Source organism: Erwinia rhapontici (assembly GCF_020683125.1).
Classification (GTDB): Bacteria; Pseudomonadota; Gammaproteobacteria; order Enterobacterales; family Enterobacteriaceae; genus Erwinia; species Erwinia rhapontici.
Map to the genome: position 1 here is coordinate 914,190 of NZ_CP085627.1, position 27,000 is coordinate 941,189.

The 27,000-nt window shown below is 53.8% G+C and carries 26 protein-coding genes; 13 read left to right on the top strand and 13 right to left on the bottom strand.

What is annotated here, in order from left to right; genetic code table 11:
• Positions 1-7: 7 nt before the first annotated feature.
• Together LJN55_RS04200 and LJN55_RS04205 are read right to left on the bottom strand one after the other, a co-directional pair.
• Positions 8-547 carry a YggT family protein gene (locus LJN55_RS04200; protein WP_133846158.1) on the bottom strand — a complete coding sequence of 180 codons (540 nt, stop codon included), beginning with the start codon at positions 545-547 and terminating at the stop codon, positions 8-10.
• Between the two features lie 8 nt (positions 548-555).
• Positions 556-1,269: a YggS family pyridoxal phosphate-dependent enzyme gene (locus LJN55_RS04205; protein ID WP_133846320.1), complete on the bottom strand. Its 714-nt coding sequence runs from the start codon at positions 1,267-1,269 to the stop codon at positions 556-558.
• Between the two features lie 15 nt (positions 1,270-1,284).
• Between LJN55_RS04205 and LJN55_RS04210 the strand changes: the two genes are divergently transcribed.
• Entirely contained in the window at positions 1,285-2,277 is a 993-nt protein-coding gene (locus LJN55_RS04210) for a type IV pilus twitching motility protein PilT (RefSeq protein WP_133846159.1), read from the top strand.
• A gap of 90 nt (positions 2,278-2,367) precedes the next feature.
• Here the strand turns inward: LJN55_RS04210 and ruvX are convergent, their stop codons facing one another.
• From ruvX to metK, 8 genes are all read right to left on the bottom strand, one after another.
• Positions 2,368-2,790: a Holliday junction resolvase RuvX gene (gene ruvX, locus LJN55_RS04215; RefSeq protein WP_191933856.1), complete on the bottom strand. Its 423-nt coding sequence runs from the start codon at positions 2,788-2,790 to the stop codon at positions 2,368-2,370.
• Positions 2,790-3,353, bottom strand: coding sequence for a YqgE/AlgH family protein (locus LJN55_RS04220; protein ID WP_133846161.1), 564 nt, complete (start codon positions 3,351-3,353; stop codon positions 2,790-2,792). The genes ruvX and LJN55_RS04220 overlap by 1 nt, the downstream gene beginning before the upstream one ends.
• A gap of 90 nt (positions 3,354-3,443) precedes the next feature.
• Positions 3,444-4,388, bottom strand: coding sequence for a glutathione synthase (gene gshB, locus LJN55_RS04225; protein ID WP_133846162.1), 945 nt, complete (start codon positions 4,386-4,388; stop codon positions 3,444-3,446).
• A gap of 74 nt (positions 4,389-4,462) precedes the next feature.
• Positions 4,463-5,194, bottom strand: a complete 732-nt coding sequence (rsmE, locus tag LJN55_RS04230) for a 16S rRNA (uracil(1498)-N(3))-methyltransferase (protein WP_159337582.1) — start codon at positions 5,192-5,194, stop codon at positions 4,463-4,465.
• 53 nt (positions 5,195-5,247) lie between these two features.
• Positions 5,248-5,961 (bottom strand): deoxyribonuclease I, encoded by a 714-nt coding sequence (gene endA / locus LJN55_RS04235; RefSeq protein ID WP_200641262.1) that lies wholly within the window; start codon positions 5,959-5,961, stop codon positions 5,248-5,250.
• Between the two features lie 122 nt (positions 5,962-6,083).
• Positions 6,084-6,596, bottom strand: coding sequence for a SprT family zinc-dependent metalloprotease (locus LJN55_RS04240; RefSeq protein ID WP_133846321.1), 513 nt, complete (start codon positions 6,594-6,596; stop codon positions 6,084-6,086).
• A 130-nt stretch (positions 6,597-6,726) separates the two neighbouring features.
• Positions 6,727-8,124: a sugar porter family MFS transporter gene (locus tag LJN55_RS04245; RefSeq protein WP_133846165.1), complete on the bottom strand. Its 1,398-nt coding sequence runs from the start codon at positions 8,122-8,124 to the stop codon at positions 6,727-6,729.
• 380 nt (positions 8,125-8,504) lie between these two features.
• A complete protein-coding gene (gene metK / locus LJN55_RS04250) occupies positions 8,505-9,659 on the bottom strand; it encodes a methionine adenosyltransferase (RefSeq protein ID WP_200641263.1) in 1,155 nt (384 codons plus the stop codon).
• A 411-nt stretch (positions 9,660-10,070) separates the two neighbouring features.
• Here metK and LJN55_RS23900 point away from each other — a divergent pair, with 411 nt between their 5' ends.
• From LJN55_RS23900 to speB, 3 genes are all read left to right on the top strand, one after another.
• The gene (locus tag LJN55_RS23900) at positions 10,071-10,172 is read left to right on the top strand and encodes a virulence promoting factor (RefSeq protein WP_265106030.1); all 102 of its coding nucleotides are present in this window, start codon (positions 10,071-10,073) and stop codon (positions 10,170-10,172) included.
• Positions 10,165-12,141 (top strand): biosynthetic arginine decarboxylase, encoded by a 1,977-nt coding sequence (gene speA, locus LJN55_RS04260; protein ID WP_133846169.1) that lies wholly within the window; start codon positions 10,165-10,167, stop codon positions 12,139-12,141. Before LJN55_RS23900 ends, speA begins: the two co-directional genes overlap by 8 nt.
• 109 nt (positions 12,142-12,250) lie before the next feature.
• Positions 12,251-13,171, top strand: coding sequence for an agmatinase (gene speB, locus LJN55_RS04265; RefSeq protein WP_133846170.1), 921 nt, complete (start codon positions 12,251-12,253; stop codon positions 13,169-13,171).
• Positions 13,172-13,254: 83 nt separating this feature from the next.
• Here speB and loiP read toward each other — a convergent pair whose 3' ends face one another.
• Complete coding sequence (gene loiP, locus LJN55_RS04270) at positions 13,255-14,007, bottom strand: metalloprotease LoiP (RefSeq protein WP_133846171.1); 753 nt, start codon at positions 14,005-14,007, stop codon at positions 13,255-13,257.
• A gap of 287 nt (positions 14,008-14,294) precedes the next feature.
• Between loiP and tkt the strand changes: the two genes are divergently transcribed.
• The 7 genes from tkt to LJN55_RS04305 all read left to right on the top strand — a co-directional run bounded on the left by tkt (position 14,295) and on the right by LJN55_RS04305 (position 22,846).
• Positions 14,295-16,286 (top strand): transketolase, encoded by a 1,992-nt coding sequence (tkt, locus tag LJN55_RS04275; protein WP_159337589.1) that lies wholly within the window; start codon positions 14,295-14,297, stop codon positions 16,284-16,286.
• Between the two features lie 455 nt (positions 16,287-16,741).
• A complete protein-coding gene (gene epd, locus LJN55_RS04280) occupies positions 16,742-17,761 on the top strand; it encodes an erythrose-4-phosphate dehydrogenase (protein WP_227535749.1) in 1,020 nt (339 codons plus the stop codon).
• 49 nt (positions 17,762-17,810) lie between these two features.
• On the top strand, positions 17,811-18,977 hold the full coding sequence (gene pgk, locus LJN55_RS04285; RefSeq protein WP_133846174.1) for a phosphoglycerate kinase: 1,167 nt from the start codon (positions 17,811-17,813) through the stop codon (positions 18,975-18,977).
• A gap of 80 nt (positions 18,978-19,057) precedes the next feature.
• The gene (fbaA, locus tag LJN55_RS04290; RefSeq protein ID WP_133846175.1) at positions 19,058-20,137 is read left to right on the top strand and encodes a class II fructose-bisphosphate aldolase; all 1,080 of its coding nucleotides are present in this window, start codon (positions 19,058-19,060) and stop codon (positions 20,135-20,137) included.
• 184 nt (positions 20,138-20,321) lie between these two features.
• Positions 20,322-21,197, top strand: a complete 876-nt coding sequence (gene mscS, locus LJN55_RS04295) for a small-conductance mechanosensitive channel MscS (protein ID WP_133846176.1) — start codon at positions 20,322-20,324, stop codon at positions 21,195-21,197.
• Between the two features lie 153 nt (positions 21,198-21,350).
• Positions 21,351-21,971, top strand: coding sequence for an arginine exporter ArgO (argO, locus tag LJN55_RS04300; RefSeq protein ID WP_133846177.1), 621 nt, complete (start codon positions 21,351-21,353; stop codon positions 21,969-21,971).
• Between the two features lie 149 nt (positions 21,972-22,120).
• The gene (locus LJN55_RS04305) at positions 22,121-22,846 is read left to right on the top strand and encodes an oxidative stress defense protein (RefSeq protein ID WP_171148819.1); all 726 of its coding nucleotides are present in this window, start codon (positions 22,121-22,123) and stop codon (positions 22,844-22,846) included.
• 87 nt (positions 22,847-22,933) lie between these two features.
• On the opposite strand, the gene LJN55_RS04310 is transcribed toward LJN55_RS04305, so the two are convergent.
• Positions 22,934-23,833 (bottom strand): LysR family transcriptional regulator ArgP, encoded by a 900-nt coding sequence (locus tag LJN55_RS04310; RefSeq protein WP_133846178.1) that lies wholly within the window; start codon positions 23,831-23,833, stop codon positions 22,934-22,936.
• A 196-nt stretch (positions 23,834-24,029) separates the two neighbouring features.
• On the opposite strand from LJN55_RS04310, the gene rpiA reads away from it, so the two are divergent.
• Positions 24,030-24,689: a ribose-5-phosphate isomerase RpiA gene (gene rpiA / locus LJN55_RS04315; RefSeq protein ID WP_159337592.1), complete on the top strand. Its 660-nt coding sequence runs from the start codon at positions 24,030-24,032 to the stop codon at positions 24,687-24,689.
• Positions 24,690-25,035: 346 nt separating this feature from the next.
• Positions 25,036-26,274, top strand: a complete 1,239-nt coding sequence (gene serA / locus LJN55_RS04320) for a phosphoglycerate dehydrogenase (RefSeq protein WP_133846180.1) — start codon at positions 25,036-25,038, stop codon at positions 26,272-26,274.
• Positions 26,275-26,343: 69 nt separating this feature from the next.
• Here the strand turns inward: serA and LJN55_RS04325 are convergent, their stop codons facing one another.
• Positions 26,344-26,931: a 5-formyltetrahydrofolate cyclo-ligase gene (locus tag LJN55_RS04325; RefSeq protein ID WP_133846323.1), complete on the bottom strand. Its 588-nt coding sequence runs from the start codon at positions 26,929-26,931 to the stop codon at positions 26,344-26,346.
• Positions 26,932-27,000 lie beyond the last annotated feature (69 nt).

The following is a 27,000-nucleotide window of genomic DNA, read 5'->3' on the forward strand; positions in this document are numbered from 1 at the left end:
ACGACAGTTAAAACTGGGCCCAGCCGGGGATGTATTCTAAGCCCAGGAAATTCAGCATATACAGAATCAGAATCACCGCCATTGCCGAAAAGTCGATACCGCCCATCGCCGGAATAATACGGCGCACAGGTGCCATCAGCGGCTCTGTTAACTGAATCAGCACGTAATCAACCGGGTTACGCCCCTGGCTGACCCAGCTCATCAGTGAACGCACGATAATGACCCAGAAGACCAGCACACCCGCCGCTTTCACCAGGATCACCAGACCCAGGTAGAGGAAAATTGGATCCGGCACGAACAGGCGCAACGTCACCGGCCCCAGCAGCACGCTGACGATATAAGCCAGCAGTAATGAAGCCGTATCAAGCGGCCCGATAGACGGGATGATGCGGCGTACAGGTTTAACGATCGGTTGGGTGATTTTCACCACAAACTGTGAGAATGGGTTGTAGAAGTCACACCGTGCCCACTGCATCCAGACGCGCAGTAACAACACTTTGATGTAAATCGCAATCACCGTTGTGACCAGAAAGATCAACGCTAGCATGAGGTTCCTCAGTTGTTGTGATGAACGGCGGTGTGACCGTAGTCGCGCGCGCCGAAAATTGCGGTGCCGATACGCACCATGGTACTGCCTGCCGCGATTGCGGCATCCATATCGTCACTCATTCCCAGCGAGAGGGTATCCACGCCGGGATAATCTTGTTGCAGCTGTTGAAACGCTTCGGCCATCTGCTGACATACCGCCAACTGGCGCGCGTAGTCGGCTTCGGGTGCCGGGATAGCCATCAATCCGCGCAGTGTGAGACGCGGCAGATCGGCTATCTGCTGTGCCAGCGCGGGCAGGTCAGCCAGCCTGATACCGGATTTACTCTGCTCATCGCTGATATTGATTTGAATCAGGACATTAAGCGGAGGCAAATCGTCAGGGCGCTGCTCGTTGAGGCGGCTGGCAATGCGCAGACGGTCAACGGTATGGCACCAGTCAAAATGCTCGGCGACCAGACGGCTTTTGTTAGATTGCAGCGGGCCGATAAAGTGCCAGGTCAGGGCAGAATTTGCCAGTAGCTGGATTTTATCCACGCCTTCCTGCACATAGTTTTCGCCAAAGCTACGCTGCCCGGCTGCCACAGCTTCTTCGACCGCGCTCGCAGGTTTGGTTTTGCTCACTGCAAGCAGCTCAATCTCGTGTGGATCACGCCCGCATTGTGCCGCCGCCGCTGAGATCCGCTGGTGGACTTGCTGTAAGTTGTGCTCAATCGAAGTCATAGTCAGGGATGAAATATGGATATTGAGGAAATAGTGGCCCTTAGTGTAAAGCATAATGCCGGGGATCTGCACCTTTGCAGTGGTCATTCTCCATTCTGGCGCTGTGATGGCCGTCTGACAGCGATTGACGGCGAGCCTGAGGTGCAAAATGCATGGCTGGAAAGCGTGGCACAGCACTGGCTGAGCGCGGCCCAGCAGCAGGAACTGGCGCAGCAGGGGCAGGTGGACTTTGCCTTGACGATGCCAGAGGGTGTGCGCCTGAGGGGGAATCTCTTCCGCCAGCGGCACGGTCTGTCGCTGGCGCTGCGTCTTATTGCCCGTCACTGCCCGGCAATGGACGTGTTGCACCTGCCGGAGGTGACACGATCGTTGCTGCACCACAAAGAGGGGTTAATCCTGATAACCGGTGCCACCGGCAGCGGCAAGTCCACTACACTGGCGGCGCTGATTGGCGAAATTAATCAGCATCAGCAGCGGCATATCCTGACGCTGGAAGACCCGGTGGAATATCTGCATAGCAGCGCACAGTCGCTGATCCAGCAGCGTGAGAAGGGCCTGCACTTCAACGGCTTTGGCTCGGGGCTTCGTGCGGCACTGCGTGAAGACCCGGATGTGATCCTGCTGGGCGAACTGCGTGATGCAGAAACCATCCAACTGGCGCTGACGGCCGCTGAAACCGGGCATCTGGTGCTGGCAACGCTGCATACGCGTGGCGCAGCACAGGCTGTGGAGCGGCTGGTGGATGTGTTTCCCGGCAATGAAAAAAACCTGGTGCGTAGCCAGCTGGCAGGGAGTTTACAGGCGGTGATTGCCCAGCGTCTGGTGCAGGCAAAAACGGGCAGGGTCGCGTTGTTCGAGGTGCTGGTTAACTGCCCGGCGGTGGCGAATCTTATCCGCGAGGGGAAAACGCATCAGCTCCCGGCGCTGTTGCAGACGGGCAGCCAGCTGGGAATGCAGACGTTTGAGCAGAGCCTGGCGGAACGGCAAAGATTGGGGGTATTGAGTTAATGTTGTGCCGGGAACGGGCGAGTGATGCAACGCCCCTTCGACGGGAGGGCGATTGTGTAGGGTCTGGCATGCCTGACCCGTTTAGCTCATTTACGTGTAATGGTTCTCGAACCAGCTTTCCAGAATGATGACCGCAGAAAGCGAATCGACGCTGCCTTTGCTCAGGGCGCGAAAACCCCCGCGCTCAAACAGTTCAGCACGAGCTTCGACAGTGCTAAGACGCTCATCATGCAGCTCAATCTGTACGCCAAAACGGCCATGCAGACGGTTGGCGAATTTACGTGCCCGTACGGTCAGCGGTTGTTCGGTGCCATCCATATTCAGCGGCAGGCCCACCACTACGCGGTCCGGCTGCCACTCTTTCAGCAGCGCTTCAATTTTGTTCCAGTCCGGTACGCCATCATTGGCTTTCAACGCTGTTAACGGGCGGGCTGTGCCGGTCAGTTGCTGGCCAATCGCCACGCCAATACTTTTCGTCCCAAAATCAAAGGACAACATGGTCATACTGCTCATCAGGCGTGTCCTGCTTCACTGGCGATATTATGGATATCGACACCCATACTTTTTGCTGCTTCGCGCCAGCGCTCGGCAATCGGGGTATGGAACAGGATATTGCTGTTGGCGGAGGTCGTCAGCCAGGCATTTTCCAGCAGTTCGCTTTCCAGCTGATCTTTTTCCCAGGCACAATAGCCCAGTGCAACCAGTACCTGTTCGGGTTGATCCGGCGTACCCAGCGTTTCCAGTACATCGCGGGATGTGGTGATCACCGTGTTGTCAGACACACGAATGCTGGAGGCAAATGTCCGCTGTGCGGAATGCAGAATAAAACCGCGATCCTCTGCCAGCGGGCCCCCGGCAAACACCGGTTTATCCAGTCTTGCGTCGGATTCACGTGGCTCTGGTGATATTTTTAGCTTGGTGAGAATGCCGTCAACCGTCAGATTTTCCATCGGTTTATTGACGATCAGCCCCATCGCACCATCATCATTGTGTTCGCAGATATAGACCACTGAACGTTTGAACAGCGGGTCCTGTAGCGTTGGCATGGCAATCAAAAAGTGATGCTGTAAATTCATACTTAGTGTTCTGTAGTCTGGTTAACGCCCGGGCGGTTCGCCACGGGCGTTAATGGGTGAGCGGAGGGCAGTCCGGCCCTGTCGCAACAATCAGGCCAGGCGTTTTTCAATCGCATCCATCAGCATGCCGGTGATAGAAATCGGGAATGCGGCTTCGATCTCGCGAACGCAGGTTGGGCTGGTCACATTAATTTCAGTCAGTTTGTCACCGATAATATCCAGGCCGACAAAGATCAGTCCTTTCTCTTTCAGGATTGGGCCAACGCGGCGGGCAATTTCCCAGTCGCTTTCGGTCAGTGGACGAGCTTCACCACGGCCACCCGCGGCCAGGTTGCCACGGGTTTCTCCCGCTTTTGGAATACGCGCCAGGCAGTAAGGCACCGGTTCGCCGTCCACCACCAGCACGCGTTTATCCCCGTCTTTGATGCCAGGAATAAAGTTTTGCGCCATGCAGTAGAACTCGCCGTGGCTGGTCAGGGTTTCGATGATGACTGACAGGTTCGGGTCTTCTTTCTTAACGCGGAAGATTGACGCACCACCCATGCCGTCCAGGGGTTTGAGGATGATGTCGCCGTGCTCCTGCCAGAATTCGCGGATCTGGCTGGCATTACGTGTGACCAGCGTATCCGGGGTCAGTTCGGCAAACCAGGCGGTGAACAGCTTTTCGTTACAGTCACGCAGGCTCTGCGGCTTGTTAACGATCAGTGTGCCTTTCTCTTCCGCACGCTCAAGGATGTAGGTGGCGTAAATAAACTCGGTATCGAACGGAGGATCTTTGCGCATCAGCACCACGTTAAGATCGGCCAACGCAATGTCCTGCTCGCTGCCGAACTCGAACCATTTGTCATAGTTCTGCTCTACGCTCAGCAGGCGGGTGCGGGCACGGCCTTCGCCACCACGCAGATAGAGATCGTTCATCTCCATGTAGTGAATTTCGTAACCACGGCGCTGTGCTTCCAGCAACATGGCAAAGCTGGTGTCTTTTTTAATATTGATGGAAGTGATCGGGTCCATCACGATGCCAAGCTTAATCATTCTTTCTTCTCCACTTAGAGCTATCTAGCCTGCAAACTGTCTGCGACGATTACGCTCAAGTATGTTTATTAGTTTTAGCCCAGGTCGCCAAAACGCACCTGCAGGGCGGTAATCGCCGTCAGGGCGGTGGTTTCGGTACGCAGTACGCGCGGCCCCAGCAAAATATCGGTAAAACCATGCTGTGCGGTCATACTGATTTCATCGGACGTGAGTCCTCCTTCCGGGCCAATCAGCAACCTCACGCGCTCAACCGGGAGCGGCAGTGTGTTGATGCTGTGTTCAGCTCGTGGATGGAGATTTAATCTTAACCCGTGATCCTGCTCTGCACACCAGGCGTCAAGTGCCATTGCTGGCCTGACTTCCGGTATGCTGTTTCGCCCGCACTGTTCGCAGGCGGCAATGGCGATTTTCTGCCACTGCTGAATTTTTTTCGCCAGACGATCTGCATCCAGCTTTACGCCGCAGCGTTCAGAAAACAAGGGGGTAATCACATTTACTCCCAGTTCTACGGCTTTCTGTATCGTAAACTCCATCTTTTCACCGCGTGACATCACCTGCCCAAGATGCAGATGAAGGGGGGACTCGCGGCTGTCGGCGCGGGTTGCGATGATTTTGACACGCACATTTTTTTTATCTGCCTGAATAATCTCGGCGGCAAAAGTCAGATTTGTGCCATCGAACAATTCCAGGGCCTGGCCTGGCACCATACGCAGTACGCGGCCAACGTGGTTAGCGGCTTCTTCGCTGAGGGCGGTTTCACTTCCTGTCTCTAATGATTCAGGGTGGTAAATGCGGGGTATACGCATGGAAATCCTGTCAAAATGAATGCACGGATGCTGTGCAGTGTAGGTCAGTGATTTTACCGCTGGCAAGCCTGCTGTACATAAGGGTTGTGATTCCCCTGCACACGCGCAATGCGGCGGTCGCGTTCGCATTCCCACTGAGTAGCCGGGTACTGCTTATTCCATGCGGTCATCAACTGGGTTTGCTGTTTTGACATTTGCAGCTGGTACTGGTCACGCATATAGAACCAGGTGCGGGCAATCGCGCCACGGGCGCGCACTGGCGGCTCAGCCAGCTTATTTTTAAAATCGACCTTCATGGCGCACTGACCGTACTGTGATTCCCCACCGTTCCACTGACTGTACATAAAGTTACCCCGATCGCCGTTCACTTCGCCGATAGAGGGTTGCAGGTTGTGCAGATCGGTTTCCATGCGGCGGTAGCCCTCATCTTTGGCACAGTTTTTACGGCCGCCATTTTGCCAGCACTGACGCTGGTGGCCAAAGCTCCAGGCCGGAACCACATGTTCCCACTCAATACGGCTGGCGCGGTTGGCGTTCTTACGCACCTGATAACCGCATGAGGCGAGGTCAGGAACGCCTTTTTTCCCCTGCCAGTGAATTTTACAGCCGCAGTAGAAAGTGCCGGGCGCACCCTCATTGATCTGCGCAGCATAAGCTTTCGCCTGGTTGAAGCTGTTCTGATGATAGTTATCCAGGCTGAGGGCGTGGGAAAAGAAGGCGGGTAGCAGCAGAGCAAAGGCCACAGAGGCTAAAATTTTGCGAGACATATTCCAGTAAATCTGTAATCCATGAAAGAGGCAGGGAGAGTAACAGATATGCAGGATATTACGAATAAGTGGCGAAGACAGGTGTCTTAAATTGCCTGAATTTCAATCATATCAGGCAGATTTTAAGATTTCTGGAAGTCACCGGACTTGAGGATGTCACCGCAGTGCAGACAGCGGTATTCGCTTTCACCGCGTACCACCCGGTTATGGCGTCTGACCGTCAGCTGATGCTGCTGACAACGGCAGAAATAGGGGAAGGCCCGGCTACGTACGGATTGAACTGCGAACTGATGGGTACGACGGGCGGGAACACCAAGGATGCTTTCCATCATCCATTTCCACTCTTTACCGTGGGGGGCAACGCGACCGAAATGTTTCCATACCAGCAGGTGGGCCAGCTCATGAGGGACAACTTCATCAATAAACGCCTGCTGATTTTCCAGCAGTAATACCGGATTCAGGCGGATTTCCCAGTGCTGTAGCCAGGCGGTTCCGGCAGCGGTTCCACGCTGCTGATAAACCAGTGCCGGTTCGGGATAGTCGCGCTCCAGACGCACATTGGCCTGCTGTAATTTTTCACGCAGCTGGCGCATCACGGCCTGTTGCAAAGCGATGGGGAGTCTCTGGGATTTCATGCAGGCAAGAATACGGGCCGACACCGGGCAATTCAAGCTGTAGCTGGCATCTTCTGGCGCTATAAAAAGAAAACGGGCCAGCATCATCGCTGGCCCGTTTTTATCGTGGGTCTTTGGCGTCACTGATTGTTCAGTCGCGCTGACCGATATTGCGCAGTTTTTTACCGCCTAACAGATTACGTTCGATGTGCTCCAGTGAAACGTTTTTCGTTTCCGGGATCAGCCACAGTGTCAGGACAATAAAGAACAGGTTCAGCGCGCCGTACACCCAGAAGGTGTTGGCGTTACCCAGCGTGTTCAGCATGGTCAGGAAGGTGGCTCCGACAATCATGTTGGCAATCCAGTTGGTCGCGGTCGACACCGTGATACCGAAATCACGCCCTTTCAGCGGCTGGATTTCTGAACACAGTACCCAGATCAGCGGACCGGCACTCATCGCAAAACCAACGATAAACATCAGCAGCATCGCAATAGCGAAGTATTGCGCGCCTTCTGAGTGGATCCCCACGTGCAGCATGGTACCCAGCACGCCCATACCGGCAGCCATCACAATGAAGCCAAGGATTAGCGTCGGCTTACGGCCCCAGCGATCCACCAGACCAATAGCGATAAAGGTGGCCAGCACGTTGATCAGTCCGACAATCACCGTTCCCCACATCTGCTGGGTGGTATTGGTGAAGCCAGCAATTTCGAAGATTTTTGGCGCGTAGTACATGATGACGTTCATGCCGGTGAACTGCTGCATCACCTGCAATAACACGCCCAGATAGACCGCGCGGCGGAAGTTGCTGTTGTCTTTGAACAGCGACCAGCCAGACTGCTTGATCTTCAGACTTTCACGAATTTCATCCAGTTCACGTTTCGCCTGTTCGCTGGTATCACGCAGACGATCCAGCACCCGCTGTGCGCTGCGGAAATCACCTTTCGCCGCCAGCCAGCGTGGGCTGTTCGGCAAGAAGAACACACCGACCAGCAGCAGCAGGGCAGGGATAGTGATCACGCCGAGCATCCAGCGCCACTCACCGGAGTAGCTGAAAGCAGTATCCGACAGATAAGCACCGAGAATACCGATGGTAATCATCAGCTGGTATAGCGAGATCATGCTGCCACGGATCTTCTCCGGTGCAATCTCAGACAGGTAAAGCGGAGCAGTATATGATGCGACACCTACTGCCAGGCCCAGCAGTACGCGGGCAACAATCAGCATTTCCGGGTTAGGGGAGAAGGCTGACCACAGGGAACCGATAACGAACAGCACGGCCCCGATCATCAGACTTTTTTTACGCCCGAGGTAGGATGACATCCAGCCGCTGCCGACGGCACCGATTGCGGCACCAAACATCATTGAGCTGACAATCCACTCCTGTTGGTGAGGGGTCACGCTGAAGTCTTTCGCGATGAAGGGTAATGCGCCGGCAATTACACCGATGTCCAGGCCGAACAGCAGGCCTGCCAGTGCGGCGAGGAAACAGACAAACAGGGTCATGGCCTTGTTTGATGTCCTGCTGCGTTTTTTATTATCAGGCATGGTCGCCTCCATTGAGTAGTACCGTATGTTGTTGTTATAGATGTTAGGAAACCCTGGTACAGCAGACTGTGCTTCAGATCACATTGGTGTAATCGCTTCCACACTGGAAGTTTCTGAAAAACACTTTTTATCCCGCTGTAACTCTTTGTAACCAGTAAGTCATAGCACGTTATAGCTTTAACCGTTTTTACAATGAACGGCTATCGGACAACGCTGAAAATAGCGCATTTTAGGATTTAGTTGAAGATTTTGTTTGTTGTAACGCTAAGAAAAATAAAGAATTATTTTATGTAATCGTTATCACTTGCTGCAATGTGTTTAGGGCCTTTCAGGCATAAAAAAGGGCACCCGAGGGTGCCCCTGATACATCAGGCTTGAGTTTATTTCAGGCCGGCAGCATCACGCAGCAGTTCAGCTTTGTCGGTTTTTTCCCAAGGGAAATGCTCGCGACCAAAGTGACCGTATGCGGCCGTTTCGCGGTAGATCGGATGCAGCAGGTCCAGCATCTGAATCAGGCCGTAAGGACGCAGGTCGAAGAACTCGCGCACCAGCAGGGTCAGTTGTTCGGTAGAGACTTTCTCTGTGCCGAAGGTTTCCACCATGATAGAGGTCGGTTCTGCTACGCCGATAGCGTAGGAGACCTGGATTTCGCAACGATCGGCCAGGCCAGCGGCTACGATGTTTTTCGCCACGTAACGTGCCGCATAGGCCGCAGAGCGATCAACTTTAGACGGATCCTTACCTGAGAACGCACCGCCGCCGTGACGTGCCATGCCGCCGTAGGTATCAACGATGATTTTACGCCCGGTCAGACCGCAGTCGCCCATTGGGCCACCAATAACAAAACGGCCAGTAGGGTTGATATGGTATTTGGTGTTGGCGTTGATCCACTCCGTCGGCAGAACCGGCTTGAGGATCTCTTCCATCACCGCTTCCTGCAGATCTTTCTGCGAAATGTCTTCGGAGTGCTGAGTCGACAGAACTACCGCATCAATACCGACAATTTTACCGTTGTCGTACTGGAAGGTGATCTGGCTTTTCGCATCCGGACGCAGCCACGGCAGGCTGCCGCTTTTACGTACTTCAGCCTGACGCTGCACCAGACGGTGCGCGTAAGTGATCGGTGCAGGCATCAGCACGTCAGTTTCGTTGGTGGCGTAGCCAAACATCAGGCCCTGGTCGCCAGCACCCTGCTCCAGCGGGTCGGTACGGTCAACGCCCTGGTTAATGTCGGGAGACTGTTTGCCAATCGCACTCAGTACAGCACAAGAGTTGGCATCAAAGCCCATATCGGAATGGACATAGCCGATATCACGCACGGTCTGACGAGTGATCTCTTCAATATCGACCCATGCGCTGGTGGTGATTTCACCGCCAACCAGAACCATTCCGGTTTTCACATAGGTTTCGCAGGCCACGCGAGCTTTCGGATCTTGCTCGAGGATGGCATCGAGCACAGCATCTGAAATCTGGTCGGCGATTTTATCAGGATGTCCTTCTGATACGGACTCGGATGTAAAAAGGTGTTTAGCCATTTTATTCTTTACCTTGACTCTAACGGGTTGAAAATCGACTGCATGCGCCAGGACCGGAAACCAGTCTGGAAACTCAGACATGACGCCCCCACAGGCAAAGCCATGAGCAGTACAAACAAGACGCTGATAAGCGTCATACTTCAAGCTGCGGCTTCGCTGGCGACACTTGTTTGTCGCCCTGCTACAACTCGAATGATTTAGGGTATAGAAGTTAACCAGTTTAGACGGATTAACATCTGGACGGCTATTCTAGGTTACTCATTAATCGGATTGCTAGTGTTTTTTCTTTAATGAAAGTTTCAACTATTGTTCAAAGTGTCAAATTTTCATGACAGAGGGCGCATTGTGCACATTAAGATTTTGCATAATGTTATACTTAAGAGGTTGTTCGGTGCGGAATTTCAGCGTTTTGTGCTGTCTAACCCGCCAGTCGATGGGTTGTTGTCGCGGGTTTTCCCTGCGATAGTAGTTTACTGTTTCGCATCAATGAAATTCGAGGATCGAAATGTCTGACGACATGAAGACAATTAAGGGTTCGTCAGCAGGCGAACAGGGCGTACTCCGTTCCATGCAGGAGGTCGCCATGAGCGATTTGGACGCCAGCAAAATGCTGCGGACTTACAATATCGCCTGGTGGGGTAATAACTACTACGACGTGAACGAACTGGGCCATATCAGTGTTTGTCCCGATCCGGATGTGCCGGAAGCACGCGTCGATCTCGCCAAGCTGGTGAAAGAGCGCGAGGCGGAAGGTCAGCGCTTACCCGCCTTGTTCTGTTTCCCACAAATTTTACAGCATCGCCTGCGCTCGATTAACGCCGCTTTTAAACGTGCGCGTGAGTCTTACGGCTATCGCGGTGATTACTTCCTTGTGTATCCGATTAAGGTTAACCAGCATAAACGCGTGATTGAGTCCCTGATCAACTCCGGTGAACCCCTGGGGCTGGAAGCAGGCTCGAAAGCCGAGCTGATGGCCGTGCTGGCCCATGCCGGGATGACGCGTTCGGTGATCGTCTGTAACGGCTATAAAGACCGTGAATATATCCGCCTCGCACTGATTGGCGAGAAGATGGGCCACAAGGTCTATCTGGTGCTGGAAAAAATGACCGAAGTGAAGCTGGTACTGGAAGAAGCGGAACGCCTTAACGTGGTACCACGCCTGGGTATTCGTGCGCGTCTGGCTTCGCAGGGCTCCGGCAAATGGCAGTCGAGCGGCGGAGAGAAATCCAAGTTTGGTTTGTCCGCGACCCAGGTGCTGAAGCTGGTCGAGATTATGCGCGAAGCGGGCCGTATGGAAAGCCTGCAGCTGCTGCATTTCCATCTGGGCTCTCAGATGGCAAACATTCGTGATATTGCAACAGGTGTGCGTGAGTCGGCGCGCTTCTACGTCGAACTGGCGAAGCTTGGCGTTAACATCCAGTGCTTTGACGTCGGCGGCGGCCTTGGCGTGGATTATGAAGGCACGCGCTCGCAGAGCGACTGCTCCGTTAACTACGGTCTGAACGAATACGCTAACAACGTGATCTGGGCTATCGGTGATGCCTGTGAAGAACACGGCTTACCGCATCCGACGGTGATCACGGAATCGGGCCGGGCAGTGACCGCGCACCATACGGTGCTGGTCTCCAACATTATCGGTGTGGAACGTAATGAATTCAGCGAGCCTCAGGCGCCGCTGGAAGACTCCCCGCGCCCGATTGTCAGTATGTGGGACACCTGGCAGGAGATGCATGAGCCGAGCAACCGCCGCTCATTGCGTGAATGGCTACATGACAGCCAGATGGATCTGTTCGATATCCACACCGGTTATTCGCAGGGAACTTACGACCTGACGCAGCGTGCCTGGGCCGAGCAGCTGTATCTCAGCATCTGCCACTATATTCAGCAGCACCTTGACCCAAGCAACCGCGCGCACCGTCCGATTATCGATGAGCTGCAGGAGCGTATGGCGGATAAGATTTACGTCAACTTCTCGCTGTTCCAGTCGATGCCCGACGCCTGGGGTATCGATCAGCTGTTCCCGGTGATGCCGCTGGAAGGGCTGAATCAGGTGCCTGAACGCCGCGCCGTGCTGCTGGACATTACCTGTGACTCGGACGGGACTATCGATCACTACATTGACGGTGACGGCATTGCCACCACCATGCCAATGCCGGAATACGATATTGATAATCCGCCGATGCTGGGCTTCTTTATGGTCGGTGCCTATCAGGAAATTCTCGGTAACATGCACAACCTGTTCGGGGATACCGAAGCGGTCGACGTCTTTGCTTTCGCCGACGGTTCGGTGGAAGTACAGCTTTCTGACGAAGGCGATACCGTGGCCGATATGCTGGAATATGTGCAGTTGAACCCGGCAGAGTTGCTGACGCACTTCCGTAACCAGATCAAGCAAAGTGACCTGGATGAAGAGCTGCGCGCGCAGTTCCTGGAAGAGTTTGAAGCAGGCCTGTATGGCTACACGTATTTAGAAGACGAGTAAGTCTGGCCCCCAAACGGTCATACTGAATTAACGAATCCCTTCCGGGTCGGGCTAACGACGCGGTGGGGATTTTTTTCATCTTTTGTTTGTCAGTCAGAAAGGAGTTGCTATGAATAACACCCTGGGTAACCAGTACGATAACTCGCTGGTTTCTAACGCCTTCGGTTTTATGCGTTTTCCGGTCAATTTTCAGCCTTACGACAGTGATGCCGAGTGGGTGATTACCGGTATTCCGTTTGATGCAGCCACCTCCGGTCGTCCGGGAAGCCGTCTTGGTCCAGGCGCTATTCGTCAGATTTCCACCAATCTGGCCTGGGAAGGTTGCCGCTGGCCGTGGGAGTTCGACCTGCGTCAGCGCCTGAATGTGATTGACTGCGGTGATCTGGTTTACGCCTTCGGGGATTCTCAGGATCTGAGCGACAAATTGCAGGCACATGCGGAAAAGTTGCTGGCTAACGGCAAACGTATGCTGACGTTCGGCGGCGACCATTACATCACGCTGCCACTGCTGCGCGCGCATGCCAAAACATTCGGTAAGATGGCGCTGGTCCATTTTGATGCGCACACCGACACCTATTCTAACGGCCCGACGTTTGACCACGGCACCATGTTCTATACGGCGCCGAAAGAAGGGCTGATCTCACCTGAGCATTCCGTACAGATCGGCATTCGTACCGAGTTTGATAAGTCTCTGGGCTTTAATGTGCTGGATGCTGCTCAGGTCAACGATCGCAGCGTGGATGATATTCTGGCGCAGGTGAAAGCGATTGTCGGCGATCTGCCCATCTATCTGACGTTTGATATCGACTGCCTGGACCCGGCTCATGCTCCAGGCACCGGAACGCCGGTGATTGGCGGCCTGACCAGCGATAAGGCCAGCAAGCTGGTGCGCGGTTTACAGGGAATGAATATCGTCGGTATGGATCTGGTGGAAGTGGCACCGGGTTACGATCAGTCCGATATCACGGCGCTGGCGGCTGCCAGTCTGGCGCTGGATATGCTGCACGTACAGGCAGCGAATAAAGGGTAGTTTCCTGTGAGAAGGGCTGACCGCAACAGAAGGTCAGCCCCTGGGTTTGCCAGGGCAATCTTTTTTAGGTCGCCCCGTGCTGATTATTTACCAGCCGCAATACGCTGTTTGATGTGGTCTGCGCGCGCCTGGGAAGCCGGGTGCGAATCAAACATGCTGCTTTCGTGAGTCCCTTCCATCTTCGCTAACTTCTCAAAGCTGGTCACCAGGCCCTGTGGGTTGATGTTGCGCTTTTTCAGCAGATCGAATGAGTAGTCATCCGCCTGGGACTCCTGGCTCTGGGAGAACTGCGCATTCACCAGTTTCTCGCCCAGTGCACCTAGCTGAGACTGTGACAGCGATGCGGCAACGCCCCCCGCAGAAGCTGCGGCAGTACGTGCAGCAGTCGTGGCATAGGCCAACTGCATCGCTTTACGTGAGTGACCCAGCGCTACGTGGCCCATTTCATGGCCCAGCACGCCTTCGACTTCGTTATCGGTCATCAGGTCCATCAGGCCGCTGTAAACGCGGATACAGCCATTGGCCATCGCCCAGGCGTTGACGTCTTTGGTCAGATAAACTTTATAGTTTGCCGGGGTACCGTTGATATTGTCGCCCAGTGCCGCTGAGATTTTGCTCAGGCGTTTAGCATAAGTGCTGCTGGCAGGGGCGATCTGCGCTTCGCTGTCCATCTGCTGACAGGATTTATCGCTTAACTCTTTGACCTGTGCATCGCTCAGTGTGGCAGCCTGGTAGGCTTGTGCACCGGACTGCATCAGCGTGTTAGCATCAAAATTCTGACAGCCAGAGAGGGTCGTGGCCAGTGCCAGTGCAGCGAAAGAAATACGTTTCTTCATTCCAGTTCATCCATTTAGGTAACAAGGTAGGAAAATCATTAAGTTGAAAAAAAACGTCGGGAAAAAAAAGCCGACGGAAGAGGTGTTATAGCGCGTGTAAAGGCGATTGCCTAGTCGCCATGCTCTCAAACTGCAACTTCTGTGATTATTTTTACATCCTGCGGCATGTACATGTTACCCGTATTTCATGTACATTGATGGTCGACTTTCCTTCGGCTTTGCCTGATAACTCATTCATTACAATAGGTTAAGGACGGCGAAGCGTTAAATCCGACCTGGAGTAGAAAATGTCTTCTCGTAAAGAGCTTGCCAACGCCATTCGCGCATTAAGTATGGATGCGGTGCAAAAAGCCAAATCCGGCCACCCGGGTGCCCCAATGGGTATGGCCGATATTGCCGAAGTCCTGTGGCGTGACTTCCTGAATCACAACCCTACAAACCCTCTGTGGGCAGACCGCGACCGCTTCGTGCTGTCTAATGGTCACGGCTCTATGCTGATCTACAGCCTGTTGCACCTCAGCGGTTATGACCTGCCAATCGGTGAACTGGCTAACTTCCGTCAGCTGCACTCCAAAACCCCAGGCCACCCTGAATACGGCTATACCGCTGGTGTGGAAACCACCACCGGTCCATTGGGCCAGGGTATTGCGAACGCAGTAGGTATGGCGATTGCTGAACGTACACTGTCAGCGCAGTTCAACCGTCCAGGCCATGATGTGGTTGACCATAACACCTACGTGTTCCTGGGCGACGGCTGCATGATGGAAGGTATCTCCCACGAAGTGTGCTCACTGGCGGGAACACTGAAGTTGGGCAAACTGGTGGCGTTCTATGACGACAACGGTATCTCCATTGACGGCCACATCGAAGGCTGGTTCACCGATGATACGGCGAAACGCTTCGAGTCTTACGGCTGGCACGTTGTGCGTGGTGTCGATGGCCACGACGCTGACGCCATCAAGAAAGCGGTTGAAGAAGCGAAAGCGGTTAGCGATAAGCCTTCACTGCTGATGTGCAAAACGGTCATCGGTTTCGGTTCACCGAACAAAGCCGGTACGCATGATTCCCACGGCGCACCGCTGGGTGATGATGAAATTGCACTGACCCGTAAGCAGCTGGGCTGGAACCATGCGCCGTTTGAAATTCCTTCAGACATCTATGCGCAGTGGGATGCTAAAGAAGCCGGCAAGGCGAAAGAAGCCGCATGGAATGAGAAGTTTGCTGCCTATGCGAAAGCCTTCCCTGAACTGGCGGAAGAGTTCAAACGCCGTGTGAACAACGAGCTGCCAGCGAACTGGGCAACCGAGTCGCAGAAATTCGTTGAAGAGCTGCAGGCTAACCCGTCTAAAATCGCCAGCCGTAAAGCGTCACAGAATGCCATCGAAGCCTTTGGTAAACTGCTGCCGGAATACCTGGGCGGCTCCGCTGACCTGGCACCAAGCAACCTGACAATGTGGTCTGGTTCTAAGCCAATCAACGAAGATGCTGCAGGCAACTACATCCATTACGGCGTGCGCGAATTCGGTATGACCGCGATTGCCAATGGTATCACTCTGCACGGTGGTTTCCTGCCGTACACGGCCACCTTCCTGATGTTCGTTGAATATGCCCGTAATGCGGCGCGTATGGCGGCACTGATGAAGATCCGCCAGGTGATGGTCTACACCCATGATTCTATCGGTCTGGGCGAAGACGGCCCGACTCACCAGCCGGTTGAGCAGATCGCCAGCCTGCGTGTCACGCCGAACATGAGCCTGTGGCGTCCGTGTGACCAGGTTGAATCAGCGATCGCATGGAAATATGCGATTGAGCGTAACGATGGCCCGACTGCCCTGATCCTGTCACGTCAAAACCTGGCACAGCAGGACCGTACTGCGGAACAGCTGGCAAACGTAGCACGCGGTGCTTACGTGCTGAAGGACTGCGCAGGTACGCCAGAAGTTATCCTGATTGCGACCGGTTCAGAAGTTGAGCTGGCAGTAGGCGCGTATGACAAACTGACGGCTGAAGGCCGTAAGGTGCGCGTTGTGTCTATGCCGTCTACCGATGCTTTCGACAAGCAGGATGCTGCCTACCGTGAAGCTGTGCTGCCGAAAGCAGTCAGCGCCCGCGTGGCGATTGAAGCCGGTATCGCAGATTACTGGTTCAAATACGTTGGTCTGAACGGCGCTATCGTCGGTATGACCAGCTTCGGTGAGTCAGCGCCCGCTGAGAAGCTGTTCGAACTGTTTGGCTTCACCGTGGATAACGTTGTCGCTAAAGCAAAAGGCCTGCTGTAATAAGGTAGCGGGTGAGGCATGACTCACCGCTATGAGGGCCGGGCGTGCCCGGCCCCTACGCAGTCTACCTTGAGGGTCGGGTATGCCTCATCCTTACACAGTTCCCCGTAGGGGTCGGGCATGCCCGGTCCCTACGCAGTTTACCTTGAGGGGCGGGTATGCCTCATCCTTATACAGTTCCCCGTAGGGGTCGGGCATGCCCGACCCTTCTTTATCCCGCCAGAAAAAATTCCAAATTTGTGACGTAGATCGAAAGTTACGCTCCACAATTGATCCGAATCATTCCTATTATTCCTTACTTCTATTATTCTAGCTGAAGCGTTTCAGTACTATGTCGCACAAGGATCACCATTCAGACTGAGCCTTGTTATGATGCAAGAATATCCTGTACAAATCGCGGTGGCTGGCTCAGGCTAATCCTCCGATTTCATCGTGAATTCTGAAGCAGGAGTGATATGACGGTTCGCATTGCCATTAACGGATTTGGTCGTATAGGACGCAACGTGTTGCGTGTACTGTATGAAACCGGTCGCCGTGCTGAGATTACCGTGGTTGCCATCAATGAGCTGGCAGAGGCCGCCGGAATGGCGCATCTGTTAAAGTATGACACCAGCCATGGGCGCTTCGCCTGGGATGTGCGTCAGGAGCGCGAACTGCTCTCCGTTGGCGATGACACGATCCGTTTGCTGCACCATACTGATATTGCGGCGCTGCCGTGGCGCGATCTGAATGTGGATATCGTGCTGGACTGTACCGGGGTTTATGGCAGTCGTGCAGATGGCGAAGCCCATTTGCAGGCGGGAGCCAAAAAGGTCTTGTTCTCACACCCTGGTGGTAACGATCTTGATGCCACAGTGGTCTTTGGCGTGAATGAAAAAGATCTGCTGCCTGAGCATTTGCTGGTGTCGAACGCCTCCTGCACCACGAATTGCATCATCCCTATTATCAAGCTGTTGGATGATGCGTGGGGTATTGAGTCGGGTACGGTGACAACCATCCATTCTGCCATGCATGACCAGCAGGTGATTGATGCTTATCACCCGGATTTACGCCGTACACGTGCGGCCAGTCAGTCGATTATTCCTGTCGACACCCGCCTGGCTGCCGGGATTACGCGTTTCTTCCCAAAATTTAACGATCGTTTTGAAGCGATTGCTGTGCGTGTTCCCACCATCAACGTGACGGCCATTGACCTCAGCGTCAGTGTGCGGGATCCCGTCAGCGCCTGCGAGGTTAACGCCCTGCTGCAAAGTGCGTCAGAAGGGGCATTTAGTGGTATAGTTGACTACACGGAATTGCCGTTAGTCTCCATTGATTTTAACCATGATCCGCACAGTGCTATTGTCGACGGCACCCAAACGCGGGTCAGTGGTCAGCACCTTATCAAGACGTTAGTCTGGTGCGATAACGAATGGGGCTTCGCTAATCGTATGATCGATACGACGTTAGCGATGGCCGCCAGCGGTTTCAGGTAAGGCGCGTACAGCGTCTGTAAAACTTTGAGAATCAACGAGAGGGTTCACCATGTCTGTAATTAAGATGACCGATCTGGATCTGGCTGGTAAACGTGTTCTGATCCGTGCGGATCTGAACGTGCCAGTAAAAGAAGGGAAAGTGACGTCTGATGCACGTATTCGCGCTTCTCTGCCGACCATTGAGGCGGCACTGAAGCAAGGCGCAAAAGTGATGGTCACCTCGCACCTGGGTCGCCCGACCGAAGGTGAATACAACGAAGAGTTTTCTCTGCTGCCGGTAGTGAACTACCTGAAAGACAAGTTGGGTGCAGATAACGTTTCCCTGGCAAAAGATTACCTGGACGGTGTTGAACTGACCGCGGGTAAACTGGTTGTTCTGGAAAACGTGCGCTTTAACAAAGGCGAGAAAAAAGACGACGAAACCCTCTCTAAAAAATATGCTGCCCTGTGCGACATCTTCGTGATGGATGCTTTCGGTACTGCTCACCGTGCTCAGGCGTCTACCCATGGCGTGGGCAAATTTGCACCAATCGCCTGTGCGGGTCCGCTGCTGTCAGGTGAACTGGAAGCGCTGGGCAAAGCCCTGAAAACCCCGGCACGCCCAATGGTTGCCGTGGTTGGTGGTTCTAAAGTGTCTACCAAATTCGATGTGCTTAACTCGCTGGTGAACATTGCAGACACCGTGATTGTGGGTGGGGGTATCGCGAACACCTTCGTGGCTATCGACAACAACGTGGGTAAATCTCTGTACGAACCTGATTTCGTGGCTGCCGCTAAGAAACTGCGCGACGAATACAAAATTCCGGTGCCAACTGACTCTCGCGTAGGCACGGAATTCTCTGAAACTGCACCTTCTACCGTGAAGAAAGTGTCTGAAGTTCAGGACAACGAAGAGATCATGGACTTTGGTGACGAAACCGCACTGGCAATGGCTAAGTTGTTGAAAGAAGCCAAAACTATTCTGTGGAACGGCCCGGTAGGCGTGTTCGAATTCCCGAACTTCCGCAAAGGCACCGAAATTATCGCGAACGCGATTGCAGACAGTGACGCATTCTCCATTGCCGGCGGCGGTGATACGCTGGCCGCTATCGACCTGTTTGGTATCGAAGATAAAATCTCTTATATCTCTACCGGTGGCGGTGCATTCCTTGAGTTCGTGGAAGGCAAAACCTTACCTGCGGTTGCCATGCTTGAAGAGCGTGCAAAGCAGAAGTAATTAAACCTCAGAGCGGGGTATAAGTACCCCGCATGAGAACTGAATCCTTTAATACGACCGAAGAAACAGGACAAGCTAACATGTCTAAAATTTTTGATTTCGTAAAACCAGGCGTTGTCACCGGTGACGACGTGCAGAAGATCTTCCAGGTAGCGAAAGAGAACAAATTCGCTCTGCCAGCAGTTAACTGCGTGGGCACTGACTCCATCAACGCCGTTCTGGAAACCGCAGCGAAAGTTAAAGCGCCGGTTATCATTCAGTTCTCCAACGGTGGTGCAGGTTTCATCGCGGGTAAAGGCCTGAAATCTGACAAGCCACAGGCTGCGGCTATTTTTGGTGCCATCTCTGGCGCACACCACGTTCACCTGATGGCTGAACACTATGGCGTGCCTGTTATTCTGCACACTGACCACTGCGCTAAGAAACTGCTGCCGTGGATCGACGGTCTGCTGGATGCGGGTGAAGAGCACTTCGCTAAAACCGGTAAGCCACTGTTCTCTTCTCACATGATCGACCTGTCTGAAGAGTCTCTGGAAGAGAACATCGAGATCTCCAGCAAATACCTGGCGCGCATGGCGAAAATCGACATGACCCTGGAAATTGAACTGGGTTGCACCGGTGGCGAAGAAGACGGCGTGGACAACAGCCACATGGACGCTTCTGCTCTGTACACTCAGCCAGAAGACGTTGATTACGCTTACACCAAGCTGAACGCTATCAGCCCGCGTTTCACTATCGCTGCTTCATTCGGTAACGTGCACGGTGTGTACAAGCCAGGCAACGTGAAACTGACCCCGACCATCCTGCGTGATTCTCAGAAATACGTCAGCGAAAAACACGGCCTGCCAGTGAACTCACTGGACTTCGTGTTCCACGGTGGTTCCGGTTCATCAGCAGCTGAGATCGAAGAATCTATCGGTTACGGCGTGATCAAAATGAACATCGATACCGATACCCAGTGGGCAACATGGGACGGCATCCTGCAGTACTACAAAAAGAACGAAGGCTATCTGCAGGCGCAGCTGGGTAACCCGGAAGGCGCTGATAAGCCGAACAAGAAATACTACGACCCACGTGTATGGCTGCGCTCTTCACAGGCTTCCATGATCGTGCGCCTGGAGCAGGCATTCAAAGAGCTGAACGCAGTCGACGTACTGTAAGTTCCCGCTCTGTTTAAAAAAGGCCCTGAGGGGCCTTTTTTTATGCATTCAGTTCTGAATTGTCAGGTAATTTCGCCGCTTATTTGGCACAACCCCATTTTCTTGTTTACCCTTAACCCCATCGGCTGCTGGTTGAACGGCAGATATTCGAATGCCCATTTTGGGCCTGAAAAAGGACAGGGGAATGGATGATTTAAATGTGGTAAACGGCATCAATAATGCGGGTGGCTGGCTGGTGCGTAATCAGGCGCTGTTGTTGAGCTATGCGGTCAATATCGTTGCGGCCATTGCGATTATCATTATCGGTATGATTGCTGCCCGATTTATTTCCGGGACGGTGAATAAGCTGCTGGTAGCACGAAAAATTGACCCTACCGTCGCTGACTTCCTGTCCGGGTTGGTGCGCTACGGCATCATTGCCTTTACGCTGATTGCTGCGATGGGACGTGTAGGCGTGCAGACAGCCTCGGTGATTGCTGCACTGGCAGCCGCAGGCTTTGCGTTTGCACTGGCTCTGCAAGGTTCGCTCTCGAACCTGGCCGCGGGTGTACTGCTGGTCACCTTCCGTCCGTTCCGCGCGGGAGAGTTTGTTGATCTGGGCGGTGTGATGGGAACAGTGCTTAATGTACAGATCTTCTCGACCACATTACGCAGTGCTGACGGTAAAATTGTTGTGGTGCCAAACGGCAAAATCATTGCGGGGAATATCATTAACTTCTCCCGCGAGCCAGAACGCCGCAATGAATTTATTATTGGCGTCGCCTACGATGCTGATATCGATGAAGTGCTGACACTGCTGCGCGGCGTGGTGGATGCCGAGCCTCGCGTTCTGCAGGAGCGCGGTGTGCAGATTGGCCTGAACGAGCTGGCCGCCTCTTCGGTTAATGTGGTGATTCGCTGCTGGAGCAAAGCGGGTGACTTACAGGATGTCTACTGGGACCTGATGAGAAACTTCAAACGTACGCTGGATGCCAACAACATCGGTATTCCTTACCCGCAGATGGATGTTCATCTGCACCAGGTCAAAGCGCCAGAAGCAGAAGTGGCGAAAGCGGAATAATCCTGTCAGGGCCGGCCATTTTCCGGTCGGCCCTTATCTTACTTTGCCCCTCTCAGTATTAGCCTTTCTTATTAACCATTAAATCTTTCAATTTCCCCTAATGATATTGCCGCTATACACTTGCCGAAAATCTTGACTGGTGAGGCGATTGTGATGTTATCCGTTTATTTTCAGGGGGTTGCTATGGGCGCAGCGCTTATTCTTCCGCTTGGCCCGCAGAATGCCTTTGTGATGAATCAGGGCGTGCGCCGCCAGTATCATCTGATGACCGCTGCACTCTGTACGCTGAGTGATATTGTGCTGATCTGTGGCGGAATATTTGGTGGTAGCGCATTGCTTAACCAATCCGAGCTGCTACTCAATCTGGTAACGTGGGGCGGAGTGGCTTTCCTGCTGTGGTATGGCTGGGGCTCGCTGAGAACAGCGTTCAGTGGCGATATCAACCTGGCGTCTGCCGCTGTTTTAAAGCAGGGACGCTGGCGCATTGTCGCGACCATGATGGCGGTGACCTGGCTCAATCCGCACGTCTACCTGGATACCTTTGTGGTGTTGGGCAGTCTGGGCGGGCAGCTACCGGATGAAGCGCGCCGCTGGTTTGCTTTAGGCTCCGCCAGCGCCTCAGTACTGTGGTTCTTCGGCCTCGCGCTGCTAGCCGCCTGGCTGGCACCGCTGCTGAACACCACGCGTGCCCAGCGCATTATCAATCTGCTTGTGGGGTTGGTGATGTGGGCAATTGCGCTGAAACTGGCGCTACAGGCGCTCGGGATAGCGTAGCGGGAACTCACTATCAGAATCGATGTCATAGTGTGATGCGCTAATGTGCCCTAAAATATGTTGTACCGCCGCATTTTGACGGAATAATTCGCTATCGACTGACCGATGGCGCTATCGATAAGATAATGACAGACCCCATGGAGGAAGCAGTGAAGCTAACGAAACTGGCCCTGGCCGCAATGATTGGATTGGGTACTTTACCCTTAGCAGTGCAGGCTGATGAATTACCCAATGGCCCGCACGTGGTGACCTCCGGGCAGTCGAGCGTTGATGCCACGCCGGATATCGCAACACTGGCTATCGAGGTGAGTGTTTCTGCTAAAGATGCCGGTGAAGCGAAAAAACAGGCAGACAGTCGTGTTCAGCAATATTTTGATTTTCTGAATAAAAACAGCATAGAGAAGAAAGATATCAACGCTGCCAACCTGCGTACTCAACCGGAATATGACTACCTGAAAGACGGTAAATCGGTGCTGAAAGGCTACCGTGCTGTGCGTCAGGTTCAGGTCACGCTGCGTCAGCTGGATAAGTTGAATGAACTGCTCGATGGCGCACTGAAGTCAGGCCTGAACGAAATTCGTTCGGTTGAACTGGGTGTGGCAAACCCTGAAGAGTACAAAGCGAAAGCGCGCAAAGCTGCTATTGATGATGCAACAAAGCAGGCGGGCGATCTGGCACAGGGCTTCGGTACGAAGCTGGGCCCGGTTTACAGCATTCGTTATCACGTGGCTAACTATCAGCCAATGCCGATGGCACGGATGTACAAAGCCGCTGATGCTGCGCCAATGACCTCTGCCGCCCAGACCTATGAGCAGCAGAGTATCCATTTCGACGACCAGGTTGACGTGGTATTTGAATTGCAGCGTAACCCTTAATCCACGCAGTCTGACCGCAACAGAAGGCCAGCCTCTACGCAGAATGTCGTAGGGGCTGGCCTTTTTTCTGGCCGCCCCCTGGCCGGGTTATTCTGTATCCTGGCGCAGCACACGATGACCATGCGCCAGCAGGGCATCGGTCACCTTGCGCATCAGGCGGCTTTCTGGGGCAAAGCGGTGCCAGTAAAGCATCCGGCGCTGTAACAGACCCGGCGTTAAATCAATCAATTCCCCTTCCGCCAGTTCGCGCTCAATCTGCAAATGCGGGATCATACAGCAGGTGGTTCCCTGACGGGCCAGCTGCACAAAAGCTTCTGACGAGTTGACGATATGGCAGGGCACGCTGCCCGGTGACAGATCAAAGTTTTGCTGTAAAAACGCCTGATGCATATCATCCAGATGGTCAAACGCCACGGCGGGTGCTTTCAGCAGCGCAGAGCGCGTCACGCCATTTGGGAAGTAGCGGGCAGCAAACTCTTTTGAACCGACAAACAGATAGTCGAGCGCACCGAGCTGATCGACCAGACAGCTCGGCAACGGCTGTGGCTGGATACTGACGGCACCGACCACTTCACCACGACGCAAGCGTTCCTGGGTGCGGGTTTCATCTTCCACCTGAAGATTCAGGCGTACTGGCGAATCAGTCAGCACGGTTTTCAGCGCGGGCAGCAACCAGGTCGCGAGACTGTCGGCGTTCACCGCCAGCGACAGCAGTAACGGCGTGGTGCCGCTATTATCGTCACCCAACCACTCTTCTTCCAGCAGTTCTACCTGGTGCAATAACGCCAGCAGTTTCTGGCCCTGTTCCGTTGGGCGCGGCGGTACGGTTCGCACCAGCAAAGGCTGGCCAAACATATTCTCAAGCTGCTTAATGCGCTGTGAGACCGCAGACTGGGTAATACAGAGCTTTTGCGCGGCACGTTCAAAGCCGCGCTCGCGAATCACTGCATCCAGCGCCTGAAGCGTTCGATAATCCGGGCGTTTCATTAATCGTTCTACTCTCTTTCAGGTGTGGTTGTGCACTATGCCATAGATTGGGGGTATAGCTTACGCCACTTTACGAATCAACCACTTTGTGGGGTGTGTTCCAATCTCGTCAATCAAACCCCTTGCAGGGCGGTGATTTTGCCCAGCCTTGCTTTATACTACGCGCACACAGTGGCTCACAGGTTTTAAACATACCATGACACAAGACGAACTGAAAAAAGCTGTCGGCTGGGCAGCTCTGGATTACGTCACTCCGGGCACTATCGTTGGCGTTGGCACCGGGTCGACTGCTGCCCATTTCATTGATGCACTGGCGTCGATTAAACATCAGATTGAAGGAGCGGTCTCCAGCTCAGAAGCTTCCACGGCCAAACTGAAAGGCTACGGCATCCATGTCTTCGATCTTAACGAGATCGATCAGCTGGCGGTCTATGTTGACGGTGCCGATGAGATTAACGGGCAGATGCAGATGATCAAGGGCGGCGGCGCAGCGCTGACGCGCGAGAAAATTATTGCAGCCGTTGCCGACCGCTTTATCTGTATTGCGGATGCATCCAAGCAGGTCGATGTGCTGGGGCGTTTCCCTCTGCCGGTAGAAGTTATCCCGATGGCGCGCTCGTACGTTGCTCGCGAACTGGTGAAGCTCGGTGGTCAGCCGGAGTACCGCCAGAACGTGGTGACCGACAATGGAAACATTATTCTTGATGTTCATAATCTCAAAATCATTGACCCCATTCGGCTGGAAGCAGCAATTAACGCGCTGCCAGGCGTAGTCACTGTGGGTCTGTTTGGTGCCCGTGGTGCCGATGTGGCGCTGATCGGTACAGCCAACGGCGTGCAAACTATTCAGAAATGATCTCTCTGGCACCCGCGGGTGCCGGTTATTTTTATGCGAAAAACATCTTTTCTTTTGCAGGCGAAATTTAGTGACTTATGTCACATAGTCGCTGCCTGAGGCGCGATCCTCCTGAAGGTTCACGTTGCACCATGATTTTCTGCCGCAATGTTCTGTGAGTCGGGGGCGCCATGCTGGAGGCCAGGCAATCGTTTGTATTGCCGCCAGCGTAGATTTTGTTATTTTGACAGAAGGCTATCTTATATCCCCACGGTTTTCCCATTGCAGCTGACAGCGATTACGTTGGTCAACGGGAACAATGATGGGGATTAAGCCACATCTGAAGTCTGCTAAATAGGGTCGGGAAATGGCAAAAGTATCACTGGAGAAAGACAAGATTAAATTCCTGCTGGTGGAAGGCGTTCATCAGAGTGCAGTTGATAATCTGCGCTCTGCGGGCTACACCAACATTGAATTTCACAAGGGCGCATTGGATAGCGAAACACTGAAGGAATCCATCCGTGATGCGCACTTCATCGGGCTGCGTTCGCGCACCAACCTCACCGAAGAGATCTTTGCTGCGGCAGAAAAACTGGTTGCCGTTGGCTGTTTCTGCATCGGGACAAACCAGGTTGATCTGAATGCGGCAGCGAAGCGTGGTATTCCGGTGTTTAACGCACCTTTCTCCAATACCCGATCCGTAGCTGAACTGGTGATCGGTGAGCTGTTGCTGATGCTGCGCGGTGTTCCAGCGGCCAATGCGAAAGCACACCGTGGCGAGTGGCATAAACTGGCTGTGGGTTCCTATGAAGCACGCGGCAAAAAGCTGGGCATCATTGGTTACGGTCATATCGGTATGCAGCTGGGTGTGCTCGCCGAGAGCCTGGGTATGCATGTGTTCTTCTACGATATTGAGAGCAAACTGCCGCTGGGTAATGCCACGCAGGTACAGCATCTCTCTGACCTGCTGAATATGAGCGATGTTGTGAGCCTGCACGTGCCTGAAACGCAGTCCACCCAGAATATGATGGGCCCGGAAGAGTTGGCGCTGATGAAGCCCGGCGCACTGCTGATCAACGCCTCGCGCGGAACCGTGGTGGATATTCCTGCGCTGTGCCACGTGCTGGCCACTAAGCACCTGGCGGGCGCGGCGATTGACGTTTTCCCGGAAGAACCTGCGACCAACAGCGATCCGTTCAATTCACCGCTGTGTGAGTTCGACAACGTGATCCTGACACCCCATATCGGTGGGTCGACCCAGGAAGCTCAGGAGAACATCGGTATTGAAGTCGCGGGTAAACTGGCCAAGTACTCTGACAATGGCTCTACACTGTCGGCGGTTAACTTCCCGGAAGCCTCGCTGCCAATGCACGGTGCGAATGCCAGCCGTCTGATGCACATCCATGAGAACCGTCCAGGTGTACTGACGGCGATCAACCTGATCTTTGCTGACCAGGGTATCAACATCTCCGCTCAGTATCTGCAAACGACACCGCAGATGGGTTACGTGGTCATCGACGTTGATGCGCCGCAAGATGTGGCTGATAGAGCACTGCAGCTGATGAAGGCAATTCCTGGTACCGTTCGCGCACGTCTGCTTTATTAATTATCCGCGTAGGGGTCAGGCATGCCTGACCCAGGGCGAGGCATGCCTCGCCCCTACGGCGATCCCCCCTCACCACTGCCAGATCTTTGAAGGCGTTATCAACGCAGGTAAGGGAATATCCCATTGCTCTACCGGCAAGGTGTCTACCTGCTGACAATCATGCGCCAGCCCTATCGGCATAAAGCCGTGCTGCTGCCAGTTCTGTAGCGTCCTGTCATAAAATCCGCCCCCCATCCCCAGACGTTGTCCTCCGGCATCAAACGCCACCAGTGGCACGATCAGCACATCCAGCTCGCTTAACGGCAACAGATTGCGGATATCCAGCGGCGGTTCAGGAATACGCAGGCGGTTTATCTTCAGTTCAGTCTTCTCATCGTAACGCAGAAACAGTAACTGACCCGTCGAGAAAGGATGAAGCACGGGCAGGTAAACCTGCTGCTTTCGCTGCCACAGTTTGGCGATTAATGGTCGGGTATTGATCTCGCCATCGACGGAAAGAAACAGTGCGATATGCTGCGCCTGCTGTATCGGGGCAAAATTCAGGGCATGGTCTGCCGCCTGCACTGCGGCAAGTTGCTGCTGTTCATCGCTGATTTCACGACGCAAATTGCGTACGTGCTTACGGATATCCTGACGAAGCATCAATGTGGGGTTCATCACGTGGCTGACTCCATGAAATCGTACAGAAGCGTGCCGGATAGCTTAGAGAAAAATGAAATCGATCGG